The 11,777-nt window shown below is 68.3% G+C and carries 9 protein-coding genes; 5 read left to right on the top strand and 4 right to left on the bottom strand.

Going from position 1 to position 11,777, the window contains the following annotated elements:
• Nucleotides 1-171: 171 nt before the first annotated feature.
• Complete coding sequence (gene tkt / locus ABZ720_RS10895; RefSeq protein ID WP_366555552.1) at nucleotides 172-2,184, top strand: transketolase; 2,013 nt, start codon at nucleotides 172-174, stop codon at nucleotides 2,182-2,184.
• A 35-nt stretch (nucleotides 2,185-2,219) separates the two neighbouring features.
• Nucleotides 2,220-3,227, top strand: coding sequence for a type I glyceraldehyde-3-phosphate dehydrogenase (gap, locus tag ABZ720_RS10900; protein ID WP_366555553.1), 1,008 nt, complete (start codon nucleotides 2,220-2,222; stop codon nucleotides 3,225-3,227).
• 120 nt (nucleotides 3,228-3,347) lie between these two features.
• Here gap and ABZ720_RS10905 read toward each other — a convergent pair whose 3' ends face one another.
• From ABZ720_RS10905 to ABZ720_RS10920, 4 genes are read right to left on the bottom strand one after another with little or no spacing between them, the layout of a single operon-like run.
• Nucleotides 3,348-5,420 carry a hypothetical protein gene (locus ABZ720_RS10905; RefSeq protein WP_366555554.1) on the bottom strand — a complete coding sequence of 691 codons (2,073 nt, stop codon included), beginning with the start codon at nucleotides 5,418-5,420 and terminating at the stop codon, nucleotides 3,348-3,350.
• Between the two features lie 3 nt (nucleotides 5,421-5,423).
• Complete coding sequence (locus ABZ720_RS10910; RefSeq protein WP_366555555.1) at nucleotides 5,424-8,222, bottom strand: DUF4159 domain-containing protein; 2,799 nt, start codon at nucleotides 8,220-8,222, stop codon at nucleotides 5,424-5,426.
• Nucleotides 8,222-9,160: a DUF58 domain-containing protein gene (locus ABZ720_RS10915; RefSeq protein WP_366555556.1), complete on the bottom strand. Its 939-nt coding sequence runs from the start codon at nucleotides 9,158-9,160 to the stop codon at nucleotides 8,222-8,224. Before ABZ720_RS10915 ends, ABZ720_RS10910 begins: the two co-directional genes overlap by 1 nt.
• Nucleotides 9,161-9,198: 38 nt before the next feature.
• The gene (locus ABZ720_RS10920) at nucleotides 9,199-10,212 is read right to left on the bottom strand and encodes an AAA family ATPase (RefSeq protein WP_366555557.1); all 1,014 of its coding nucleotides are present in this window, start codon (nucleotides 10,210-10,212) and stop codon (nucleotides 9,199-9,201) included.
• A gap of 49 nt (nucleotides 10,213-10,261) precedes the next feature.
• Here ABZ720_RS10920 and ABZ720_RS10925 point away from each other — a divergent pair, with 49 nt between their 5' ends.
• From ABZ720_RS10925 to ABZ720_RS10935, 3 genes are read left to right on the top strand one after another with little or no spacing between them, the layout of a single operon-like run.
• A complete protein-coding gene (locus tag ABZ720_RS10925; protein ID WP_366555558.1) occupies nucleotides 10,262-10,843 on the top strand; it encodes a DUF1285 domain-containing protein in 582 nt (193 codons plus the stop codon).
• Nucleotides 10,780-11,478, top strand: a complete 699-nt coding sequence (locus ABZ720_RS10930; protein ID WP_366555559.1) for a CoA pyrophosphatase — start codon at nucleotides 10,780-10,782, stop codon at nucleotides 11,476-11,478. Before ABZ720_RS10925 ends, ABZ720_RS10930 begins: the two co-directional genes overlap by 64 nt.
• A complete protein-coding gene (locus tag ABZ720_RS10935) occupies nucleotides 11,472-11,759 on the top strand; it encodes a hypothetical protein (RefSeq protein ID WP_366555560.1) in 288 nt (95 codons plus the stop codon). Before ABZ720_RS10930 ends, ABZ720_RS10935 begins: the two co-directional genes overlap by 7 nt.
• Nucleotides 11,760-11,777 lie beyond the last annotated feature (18 nt).

Here is an 11,777-nt window from a genome sequence, read left to right on the forward strand (position 1 = left end):
AGTGACGGTTAGGCTGGCCCGGTTCGTCTCCCGGTTCGTCGCCCGGTTCGTTGGTTGACCCCCGCCCCCTGTCTCGGCATTGTGCAGCGCAATGCTGCAACGGGCGGAGCCTTTCGCGCGTTCTCCCCACAGCGCTTCGACCGAGCCTGAACCAAGATTAGTGAGTGCCAGATGAACGCTTCGCCGGCGACACCCGCGGCCGGAACCGATGTGAGCCGCAAGGATCTCGCCAACGCGATCCGTGCCCTGTCCATGGATGCCGTCCAGAAAGCCAAGTCCGGGCATCCGGGCATGCCCATGGGCATGGCCGATGTTGCGACCGTGCTGTTCGGCCGTTTCCTGAAGTTCGATCCCCAGCGCCCCGACTGGCCTGACCGCGATCGCTTCGTGCTCTCGGCGGGGCACGGCTCCATGCTGCTCTACTCCCTGCTGCATCTGACCGGCTACCCGGACATGACGCTGGAGGAGCTCAAGAACTTCCGCCAACTCGGCAGCCGCACCGCCGGCCATCCCGAGTACGGCCACGCCAAGGGCATTGAGACCACCACCGGTCCGCTGGGCCAGGGCCTGGGCAACGCCGTCGGCATGGCGCTGGCCGAGCGCATCATGGAAGCGCGCTTCGGCAAGGATCTGGTGGACCACTGCACCTACGCGATCGCCGGCGACGGCTGCCTGATGGAAGGCATCAGTCACGAGGTTGGCTCCCTGGCCGGGCACCTCAAGCTTGGCAAGCTGATCGTCCTCTTCGACGACAACGGCATCTCCATCGACGGCGCCACCAGTCTCTCCTGCTCCGACGACCAACTGCGCCGCTTCGAGTCCTACGGCTGGCAGACCTTTCAGGTGGACGGTCACGACCCTGAGGCCGTTGCCGCAGCGATCGCCGCCGCGCAGGTCGACACCACGAAGCCGGCACTGATCGCCTGCCGCACGGTGATCGGCTTCGGTTCGCCGAACAAGCAGGGCACCGCGGCGACGCATGGCGCCCCGCTGGGCGACGACGAGATCGCCGCGACGCGCGAGGCCCTGGGCTGGCCGCATGCGCCCTTCGAGATTCCCGATGCGGTGCTGGAAGCCTGGCGCGCCATCGGCCGCCGCGGCGGCGCCACCGCCGATGCCTGGGAAGCCCGCCTGCAGGCCGCGCCGGCAGAGCTGCGTGAGGAGTTTCAGCGGCGCATGGCCGGCGATCTCCCCGAGGGCTTCGACCAGGCCATCCTGGACTTCAAGCGGAAGGTGCAAAGCGAGCAGCCGAAGGTGGCAACGCGCCAGGCCTCGGGCAACGTCATCGAAACCCTGGCGGGGATCCTGCCGGAGTTGGTGGGCGGCTCAGCCGACCTGACCGGCTCCAACAACACCAAGGCCAAGGCGCAGCAGCCGATCACCGCCGACGACTACTCCGGACAGTACGTCTACTACGGCATCCGCGAGCACGGCATGGCCGCGGCGATGAACGGCCTCGCCCTGCACGGCGGTGTCGTTCCCTATGGCGGCACCTTCCTGGTCTTTTCCGACTATTGCCGGCCTTCGATCCGGCTGTCGGCCCTGATGGGCAAGCGCGTGGTCTATGTCATGACCCACGACTCCATAGGCCTGGGCGAGGATGGGCCGACCCACCAGCCGGTCGAGCATCTGGCGGCCTTGCGCGCCATGCCCAATCTCAATGTATTCCGCCCGGCAGACGCCATCGAGACCGCCGAGTGCTGGCAGGTGGCGCTGCAGTCCCAGGACCGGCCGTCGGTGCTGGCCCTGACGCGTCAGGGTCTGCCGACAATTCGCCAGGAAGCCGGGGAAGACAACTGGTCGGCGCTGGGCGCCTACATCCTCTCGCCTGCCGCCGGTGCGCGCCAGGCAACGCTCTTCGCCAGCGGCTCGGAAGTGCATCTGGCGATCGAGGCGCAGGCGCAGCTGCGCGAGGAAGGCATCTCGGCGGCCGTGGTGTCGATGCCGTCTTGGGAACTCTTCCTGGAGCAGCCGCCTCACTACCGCGACGAAGTGATGGGGCCGGGTGCCCTGCCCGTGGCCATCGAGGCAGCCGGACCCTTCGGTTGGCCGCGCTGGCTCGGGCCGGACGGGATCTACATCGGCATGCAGGGTTTCGGTGCCTCGGGACCCGCAGAACAGCTTTATGAGCACTTCGGCATCACGGTGGACGCGATCGTAAAGGCCGTACGCAACGGCCTGTGATGGCGGGCACTCTCAACCTGGTGGAGGACTAAGGGATGGCAGTTCGTGTCGGTATCAACGGCTTCGGCCGTATCGGTCGCCTGGTGTTGCGGGCAGCCGCGGAATCCAAGCGCGACGATATCGAGTTCGTGGCGATCAACGATCTGGGCACGGCGGAAGCCAACGCCCACCTCTTGAAGTACGACTCGGTGCACGGTCGCTATCCCGGCCAGGTCGAATCCCGGGAAGCGGCGCTGCTGGTCGACGGCAAGGAGATCAAGGTCCTCGCCGAGCGTGACCCGACGAAGCTGCCCTGGGGCGACCTGGGCGTCGACATCGTGCTGGAGTGCACAGGCCTCTTTGCCAGCCGCGACAAGGCAGCGGCCCACCTGCAGGGTGGCGCCAAGAAGGTCATCATCTCCGCTCCGGCGGGCGATGCCGACCTCACCGTGGTCTACGGCGTCAACCACGACAAGCTGACCGCGGCCCATGAGGTGATCTCCAACGCGTCCTGCACCACCAACTGCCTGGCGCCGGTTGCCGCGGTGCTGCACGAGGCCGTGGGCATCCAGCGCGGCTTCATGACCACCATCCACGCCTACACCGGCGACCAGCGCACGGTGGACACGCTGCACAAGGACCTGCACCGCGCCCGCGCGGCGGCCCTGTCGCAGATCCCCACCTCCACCGGCGCCGCCCGGGCCGTGGGTCTGGTGCTGCCGGAGCTGAAGGGCCTGCTCGACGGCGTGGCCATCCGCGTGCCCACGCCGAACGTGAGCCTGGTGGACCTGAAGTTCGACGCCGGCCGCAGCACCACCCGCGAAGAGATCAACGACGCCATCCGCGCCGCGGCCAGTGGGCCGCTTAAGGGCGTGCTGGACGTGAACGACGAACCGCTGGTCTCCATCGACTTCAACCACCACCCGGCCAGCTCAATCTTCGACCTCTCGGGCACCCAGGTCATCGACGGCACTCTGGTGCGTGTCATGTCCTGGTACGACAACGAGTGGGGCTTCTCGAACCGCATGAGCGACACGGCGGTTGTGATGGGAAAGCTGCTCTGATTCCTCGCTGACGGTGTAGCGGGAGAGACCTCCTGCCCACAGCAGACTCAAGAAAGGCCGCTGGGGGGACCAGCGGCCTTTCCTCTTTTCTGTCACCGGATGGCGGATACGTCCGCGCCGCTATCTCCCTTCACGGCGCCAAGCCGAGAGAAGCAGGCCCAGAGTCAGCAACAGGGCGATGAACCCCGGGAAGAGCGCAACCCGCTCGATCCCCGTCACCAGATAGGCCCCATGCCCCACCACGCCCAGCCAGCCGCGGCCTTCGCGATCACGGCCGGGCGACACCTTGCGCAGCTCCGGCAGACCCTCTTCCATCGCTCTGGCGCCGCCGCCGGTCTGCGCGATCACCGGCTGCAGGATCTCCGTGGTCGCGCGCGGATCCTCGAACTCGCGTGGATTGGCCGGGCCGGCCGGCGCCAGAGCCACATTCTCGCCGTCCGTGACCCGGTATAGGCCGGCCTGAGAGGCCGGCAGGCGCGCCTGGGCGAGCCCGGGAGCCTGCGCCTCGAGTGTCACCTCCCGCTCCTCGCCGTCGGGCAGCGTCACCGTCACCGCGGCATCACCCTCCTCCAAGCTGCGGCGGCTGATCTGCAGTTCGCCGTCATCCACACGGGCACGCAGGACCTCCTCCTCCAGATCGGGCTCCTTCATCAACCAGTGTGCCGTGCGGCGAAGCAGTTCGGTTTGCGGCCCCCCGCCCTCGAAGCCACGGCTCCACAGCCAGATCTGGTCACTGTTCAACTGGGCCACGCGGCCCTCTCCGACCCGGTCGAGAATCAGCAGCGGCAGTTCTTCTGCGCCGCTCATCACCACCTCTCCCCTGCGCTCAACCGTTTCCAGCAGCCGGAACCAACGTCCCCAGGCCGGGGTATCCGCCTGGCCATTGCGGGCTGAGCCGTTGAGTTCAGCGGTCACGGGATGGCGCTGCCCGCGCTCGGTAACGCGCGGCTGGAAGGCCTGCTCGACAATCCGCCCGCTAGGCTCCCCGGGCAGCACCTGGCGCAGGGGCGTGCGGTGCACCGAAAGCGGCGTAGCGGTCACCGGCCCCACGGCCTCCAGCAGCGCCCCGCCCTCTTCCACATAGCGCACGATGTTCTCGTAGTAGCTGGTCGGCAGAATGCCGCGCCGCTGATAGCGGTCGAAGATCACCAGGTCGAATTCCTGGAGCTTCAGCTCGAAGAGTTCGCGCGTGGGAAAGGCGATCAGGGCCAACTCGCTGATCGGCGTGCCGTCCTGCTTCTCCGGCGGCCGCAGGATGGTGAAGTGAACCAGATCGACGGAGGGGTCCGACTTCAAGATGTTGCGCCAGGCCCGCTCCCCCACATGCGGTTCGCCCGAGACCAGCAGGACACGCAGTCGGTCGCGCACGCCGTTCACGATGGCACCGGCGCGGTTGTTGATCAGCGTCAGTTCCTCGGGACCGGCCTCGACCTCCAGTTCGATTACGGCAGGTCCGCGGCGATCCAGACGGAAGCTCAGGCTCTGCTCCTGGCCGAGGCGCACCACTTGCCGATCCACGGCCTCGCCGTCGACCGAAAGCTGGACCTCTGCCAAGCCTTCCTCCGCTTGCGGCAGATCATCGACCTGGAAGCTCACCTCGAGCGGCTGTCCGACCAGGCCGTAGCTGGGAGCGTTGATCAACGTGAGGCGGCGGTCGCCTTCGCCATCACGGCCGCTGCGCAGCAGATGGATCGGCGCATCGATCCCCAGCGCGGCCACATCCTCCGGCACGTCATGCACGCGGCCGTCGCTCAGCAGGAAGATGGCGCCCACCTGCTCGCGGTTGACCTCGGCCAGGACCCGGCCGATCTCGCGGAAGAGCCGCGTGCCATCATCCTGCTCGGCCCCGCCCGGCCGGCTCTCCACCACGCGCACATCCGTTACCGGCAGATCCGAGAGGCGTTCACGCAGGCCGGCCAGGGCGGCGTTCGTTTGCGCCTGACGCTCCTCGATCCCCTGGCTGGGGCTGCGGTCGACCACGACCAGGGCAAGATCGTCCAGCGGTTCGCGCTGTTCACGGACCAGCGCCGGATTGGCCAGCAGGAGCAGCAGCAGCGCGGCCGAGGCCAGTCGCAGCCAAGCGCCGCGCGCACGCCGCAGGATAGCGAGCAGCCCGAGGAGCAAAACGCCCAGCCCCAGCACAAGCAGCGCCCAGGTCGGCAGGAAGGGGGAGAAGGCCAGATCCAGCGCCATCGCCTACTGCCCCAGACGCTCGAGGATGTAGGGCACGTGTACCTGGTCGGCCTTGTAGTTGCCGGTCAGGGCGTACATCACGAGATTGATCCCAAAGCGGTAGGCGATCTCGCGCTGGCGTTCCCCGCCGGGCACAACCGCGGCCATCGGCCGGCCTCGGGCATCCACGGCCCAGGCCGAAGCCCAGTCGCCGGCGCCGAGAATCACGGTGGCGACCCCGTCGTGGCGCCGCTCATCGGTCTCCTCCACCCAGAGGCCGGCGCCGCTGTAGCGCCCCGGGAACTCCTGAATGAGATAGAAGGCGCGGGTCAGAACGTGATCCGGGGGAAGCGGCTGCAGGGGGGGAATGCCGAGGCCGTCCGTGGCCTGCTGCAGCCTGCTGTTTGTGCCGCCCATGACGTTGCGCAGGGCGTCGGGACGCAGCAAATCGATCAGCAATGTGCCCCCATGCTCCAGAAAGCGGTTGAGCGCATCCTGGCCCGCCTGATCCAGACCGCCCTGGCCCGCGGTGATGGGCCAGTACACCAGCGGGAAGAAGGCCAGTTCGTCGCGCCCGGGACGCACACCCATCGGCTCGCCCGGCTCGATGGTCGTGCGCCGCGTGAGCATCTGGCTCAGCCCGAGCAGTCCGGCGCGGCTCATCTCGTCGACCTCGGCCTGGCCGGTGACCACGTAGGCCAGGCGGGTCTCCTCCAGTGCCGCGAAGGCATAGCTCTCATCGGTGCCGGCTGCCCCATCCTGTGCCCGCGCTGTACCCGCCGTGACAAGGCCGCTAATCGCCAGCGCGCAGACGAAGCCCGCTGCACCGGCGCCCCGGCGCGGGCTCCTGCCCCGGCGGCCCAGGCGGCCCAGGCGGCCCAAGCGGCGGTGCGGCCGTCCGGGCAGGAGCCCGCGCAAGGCCAGGCCAAGGAACTGATCCAGCAGGGCGAGCAGCAAGGCAGCAGTCAGCAGCCACGGCATCAGGGACTGCTCGCGCTCTGCCCGATAGGGTGCCATGGCCACGTCCCCAATCGCCTCGGGCAGCGGCTCCAGCGCCGGCACCGCCTCGGCCAGGTTCAAGGCCCGGCGAGACAAGGCCGAACCATAGAGCCCCGGCGGATGCTCCGGCCCGGGCACCACTGCCGAATCGGCAGGCAGGGACTGCACGCCGGGCGACGGCCGGACCAGGCGACCGAAGCCGTCGAGCAGGCGGAGCGGCGGCAGCGCCTCCTCCCCGGCCGTCTCGACACCCTCGCTTAGCGCGACGACCCGCTGCAGCAATTCCACGAACAGACCGGAAAGCGCCAGGTTCGACCACTCGGCGTTCGCAGTCGTGTGCACCAGAACGCTCCACCCCGCCTCCCAGCGTTCGGCGGTGATCAAGGGGGTGCCGTCCTCCAGGCGCGCCCAGGTCTTTTCCGCCAGGTCCAGCGCCGGTTCGGCCAACACCTGGCGGCGCACCACCACATCATCAGGCACGGCCAAGCCGCTCAATGGCCCCTCTTCGGGAAAGGCCGCGAGACCGGCCGGTCGATCCCAGGCAAGGGCGCCTCCCAGCGTGCGGCTTCCATCGCGCAGTTCCACCGGCAGAAGCGACGAGTCGGGCGCATCGAGCAACCGCGGGCCGGCGAAACGCAGCAACAGGCCACCATCCTCGACCCACTCGCGCAGGGAGGCTGCTTCGGAGGGGCTGCCGGGCCGGCTGTCCGCCAGGACCATGACCGCTGGGCGGCGCTCCAGAAGCTGCTCCAGACTGCCGCGATAGATCTCGGTGAAGGGATCGAGCGCGCGCTCCAGGTAGTAAAGCTCGTCGAGGAGCGGCTGGGAGCCCGCGCCGGCACTGACGGTCACGAGCCCAACCGGACGCCGGCGCCAGCGCTCGTCCAGCAGGACCACCGCGCCGGCCCCCTGCTCACGTTCGAGCCGCAGGCGGTCGATCCGGTTGCGCAGTTCCAGTGGCAGATCGAGTGGCTGCCGCGCTTCGGCACTGCCCGGCTCGAAGGTCAGGTCGGTCGACGCGACGGCGTAGCCTTCGGCGTCGACCGCGCGCAGTGTGACCGTTTCACCGAAGTCCGCCGGGACACGGGCTGCCCGGACAAGCATTTCCGCCTCTTCGCTTTCCGGCGGCAGCAGCAGCTTGGGCGCCTCATCCGCAGCACCGCGCAGCATCGTGACGGCCCCCAGACGCCGCAGGCGCTGCACCATGGCTGTCGTGCCGGGGGCGTCCAGACCATCGGCCAGCCAGTAGACCTGCGCCGGCCCCGGCAGCCTCGTGTCCTCCAGCGCGTAGACCACGCCTTGACGATCGACCGGCCAGGGTTTGGGCGCCAAGGTGCGCAGCTGTCGGCGCACCGCCTCGGCTTCCTGCAAGACGGCCCGGCGCTGCGCATCCTGCGCGCTTCCAATTCGATCCGGCGCGGTCGTGAGCAGCAGCACGGAGCGTTCCCGGCGCTCCGCCTGATCGACGAGTGCATTGGCGGCTTCCAGCCGCGCCTCCCAGTCGAGGGCCGCCGACCAGCCGTTGTCCACCACCAGCACCAGCGGCCCCTCCCCGCCCCAGGGCGCCGTCGGATTGAGGATGGGCCGGGCCAGTGCCAGGATCACCAGCGCAGCGATCAACAGCCGGAGCAGCAGAAGCCACCAGGGCGTGCGAGCCGGGGTTTCTTCCGGTGGACGCAGGCCCATGAGCAGGCGCACGGCGGGAAAAAACTGCCGGCGCGGCGAGGGGGGCGTGACCCGCAGCAGGAACCAGAGCACCGGCAGCGCCAGCAACGCCAGCAGCAACCAGGGACTGGCGAAGGCAAGCGGACCGAAACCGAGCATCAGTGCCCTCCCCCCCGAACCGTCGGCAGAATGCCGATGGTCTGATAGAGGCTGAGCAGTGCGCTTTCCGCCGAGCGATCCGTGCGGTGCAACTGATAGCGCCAGCCGAGCCGGCGCGCGAGATCGGCCAGGGCCTGGCGCTGTCGCTCCATTCGCTTCAGGTAGTCGCCGCGCACCGCCTCGCTGCGGCTGAGCAACCAGGAATTCTCGGACTCCAGGCCGACAAAGTTGAGCCGGCCGTTGAAGGGAAAGGAAAGCTCGGCCGGGTCCAGGATCTGAACGAGATGCCCGCCCACCCCGCGCTCGGCAAAGCCGCGCAGACGGGCCTCGATCGCGTCGACGGGCGCCAGGAAATCGCTGAAGAGGATCACACGGGAATGGCGTGGCAGCGTATCGCGCGGCGGCAATCCCTCATCCTCCTGTCCCTCATCCTCCTGCTCCGCGCCCTGATTGCGCTCCAGAGCGAGAGCCAGTCGCTGCAAGGCATCGCGCCCGCTATGGGGCCGCCGGCCACTGCCGAGCAGGGCCACGCGCTCGCCGCCGCGCACCAGCAGCGACGCCAGGGCGAGCAGCAGGACGTCCGCCCGTCGCTTTTTTTGCTCTGCCGCCTCGACCGAACGCCAGTTCATCGAACCGCTGCCATCCGACCAGAGCCAGAGCGACTGCGCCGCTTCCCACTCCAGGTCGCGCACATAGACGCGGTCGCTCTTTGCCGTCTGCCGCCAATCGATCAGCTGCGGCGGATCGCCCGGTTCATAGGTACGGAACTGCCAGAAGGTCTCGCCCAGGCCCACGCGTCGGCGACCATGCACCCCCTGGACCACCGTCGCAGCCACCCGCTCCGCCGCCACGAGCAGCGGCGGCAGGGCCGCGGCCAGCGCTTCCCCGCGCCGCTGTGCGTCGAGGGGCCGGCTGCGTTGCTTGGAAGCAGGTGCCATGAGCGGGCGCGACTCTCCTCAGGCGATGGTGAGATAACTCACAGATAGGGCTCGGCCAGACGGGTGATTACATCGTCGAGCGAGACGCCGTCGGCGCGGGCAGCGAAGTTGAGCGCCATGCGATGACGCAGCACCGGCGGCGCCATGGTGATCACGTCCTCGACCGAGGGTGCCAGCCGGCCTTCCAACATGGCACGGGCGCGCACCGCCAGCATGAGCGCCTGGCTGGCGCGCGGTCCCGGCCCCCAGGCCACGTGCGCGCGCACCTCGGCCAGCTCGCTTTCTTCCGGTCGCCCCCGCCGCACCAGGCCCAGGATGGCGTCGACCACCGTCTCGCCCACCGGCATGCGTCGCACCAACTGCTGGGCGGCGAGCAGATCGGCCGCCGTGAGCACGGCATCTGGGGTGCTGTCGTGAACCCCCGTGGTGACCAGCAGCATCTCGCGCTCGGCTTCGTAGTCGGGGTAGCCCACGTCGACCTGCATGAAGAAACGATCGAGTTGGGCTTCCGGCAGGGGATAGGTGCCCTCTTGCTCCAGCGGGTTCTGCGTCGCCAGAACATGGAAGGGGGTTGGCAGCTCATGCGGCTTGCCGGCAACCGTCACGCGGCGTTCCTGCATGGCCTGGAGCAGCGCCGACTGGGTGCGCGGGCTGGCGCGGTTGATCTCGTCGGCCATGAGCACCTGGGCAAAGACCGGCCCCGGAATGAAGCGGAAACTGCGCCGACCGCCCTCGCCCTCCTCCAGCACCTCGGAGCCGAGAATGTCGGCCGGCATCAAATCGGGCGTGCACTGAATACGCCGTTCATCGAGCCCGAAAACCCGCCCCAGGGTGTCCACGAGCCGCGTCTTGGCCAGCCCGGGCACCCCCACCAGCAGGGCATGCCCGCCGGCCAGCATGGTGATCAGGGTTTGATCGATGACCTCCGACTGCCCAAATATCACCTTGCCGATTGCCGAACGGAGGTCGGAAAGGCGCAGGCCGAAGCTCTCGATTTCTCCAACCAGGCGTTCGGCTTCGGCTCGATGGTCGGCTGTGTCGGTGCTAGTCACGGCCTCTCCTTACTTCCCTCGCGTGCAATACAGCAGCACAGTGTGAGCGATGACGGATCCGAACGACACTCAAGCATCCCCGAAGACGGGCGCCAAGGCCAGCACCCTCACGGACCTGCCGGACCGGCTGCTCGACGGCGGTGAGCTGGACATGCGCATCGCGGCAGACGGAACCTGGTTCTACCAGGGCAGCCCGATCCGCAGGCAACCTCTCGTGAAACTCTTTTCCACGGTTTTGCGACGAGAAGATGACGGCAGTTACTGGCTTGTCACGCCCGCGGAGCGCGGGCGCGTCGTCGTGGAGGACGCGCCTTTTCTTGCCGTGGAACTCGCCCAGGAGGGCAGCGGCCGCAACCGGTGCCTGCGCCTGCGCACCAATGTGGACGACTGGGTCGAGCTGGACCGCAATCATCCGCTTCGTGTCGAAGAACGGGGCGACAGCGACGAACCGCGTCCCTATATCCTGGTAAGGCCAGGACTTGAGGCACGGCTCGTGCGATCCGTGTATTATCATCTGGCCGATCTGGCTGAAACGGAAAGCGTGGGAAAGGAGGAACGACTGGGCGTATGGAGCAACGGACACTTCTTTCCTCTGACCGCGTCCAGTCCGAGTCCAGCCGCACGCTCGTGACGCCCGACCTTCTGGCGGCCGTCCTGCGCGAGGGTCGCAGCAAGAACGCGGCGCCAGAGGAGCCAACGGCCGTTTTGCGCGGCGACCACGACCTCAACCCCGATCTGCGCTGCCCCGGGGGCACCGAACGGCCAGCGGCCGTGCTGGTGCCACTGTTCGGGCGGCGGCGTGAACCGCACGTGCTGCTCACCCGTCGCAGCAGCGCGCTGACGAACCATGCCGGCCAGATCGCCTTTCCGGGCGGCTGTTCCGAACCCGAGGATGCCGATGCCCGCGCGACAGCGCTGCGCGAGACGCAGGAAGAGATCGGGTTGGGGCCGGAGCGCATCCAGCCTCTGGGCCAACTGGATCTCTATGTGACTCGCACCGGCTTTGCAGTGACCCCGATCGTGGGCTGGATCCAAGACGAAATCGCTCTGGATCAGCTCATCCTCGACCCGCGCGAGGTGGATGAGGTCTTCGAGGTGCCGCTGGGTTTCTTCCTCGATCCGGCAAACAGGCAACGCCATGCCCGAACCTATGAGGGCCGCGCGCGCTACTTCTACGCCTATCCCTATCGCAACTACTACATCTGGGGCGCGACAGCAGGGATGCTGAACAATCTGGCAGAACGACTCCTGGGCCGGGAATGCTGAAAAAGCTTCTGACCGTCGTACTGCCGCTGATTGCGCCTTTCCTGGTCTGGTGGCTCTACCTGCTCCTGGCACGCTACGGGGCGCGCAAGGCCAATGAGCCCGACCCGCCCGGCTGGACGCGCGCGCCCTGGCTGGCGATGCTCATCTCGGCCGTGGTGCTGCTGGCCGCATCGCTCTTCTGGTTCCACGCCCACCGGGGCGGGGAGGCCTGGAGCGACTATCAGGCACCACGCCTGGAAGACGGCGAGATCGTGCCTTCTCACATCGAACCGCAGGGCTGACGCGACAGAGGCCCGTCC

The organism is Aquibaculum sediminis (genome assembly GCF_040712085.1).
GTDB classification, from domain to species: domain Bacteria; phylum Pseudomonadota; class Alphaproteobacteria; order Kiloniellales; family DSM-21159; genus Aquibaculum; species Aquibaculum sediminis.

Excerpts from the sequence above, each read along its gene's own strand:
- ABZ720_RS10935 (WP_366555560.1), top strand. The coding sequence starts at position 11,472 with ATGCTGAAAAAGCTTCTGACCGTCGTACTGCCGCTGATTGCGCCTTTC.
- ABZ720_RS10915 (WP_366555556.1), bottom strand. The coding sequence starts at position 9,160 with ATGGCACCTGCTTCCAAGCAACGCAGCCGGCCCCTCGACGCACAGCGG.
- ABZ720_RS10930 (WP_366555559.1), top strand. The coding sequence starts at position 10,780 with ATGGAGCAACGGACACTTCTTTCCTCTGACCGCGTCCAGTCCGAGTCC.
- ABZ720_RS10925 (WP_366555558.1), top strand. The coding sequence starts at position 10,262 with ATGACGGATCCGAACGACACTCAAGCATCCCCGAAGACGGGCGCCAAG.
- gap (WP_366555553.1), top strand. The coding sequence starts at position 2,220 with ATGGCAGTTCGTGTCGGTATCAACGGCTTCGGCCGTATCGGTCGCCTG.
- ABZ720_RS10910 (WP_366555555.1), bottom strand. The coding sequence starts at position 8,222 with ATGCTCGGTTTCGGTCCGCTTGCCTTCGCCAGTCCCTGGTTGCTGCTG.
- tkt (WP_366555552.1), top strand. The coding sequence starts at position 172 with ATGAACGCTTCGCCGGCGACACCCGCGGCCGGAACCGATGTGAGCCGC.
- ABZ720_RS10905 (WP_366555554.1), bottom strand. The coding sequence starts at position 5,420 with ATGGCGCTGGATCTGGCCTTCTCCCCCTTCCTGCCGACCTGGGCGCTG.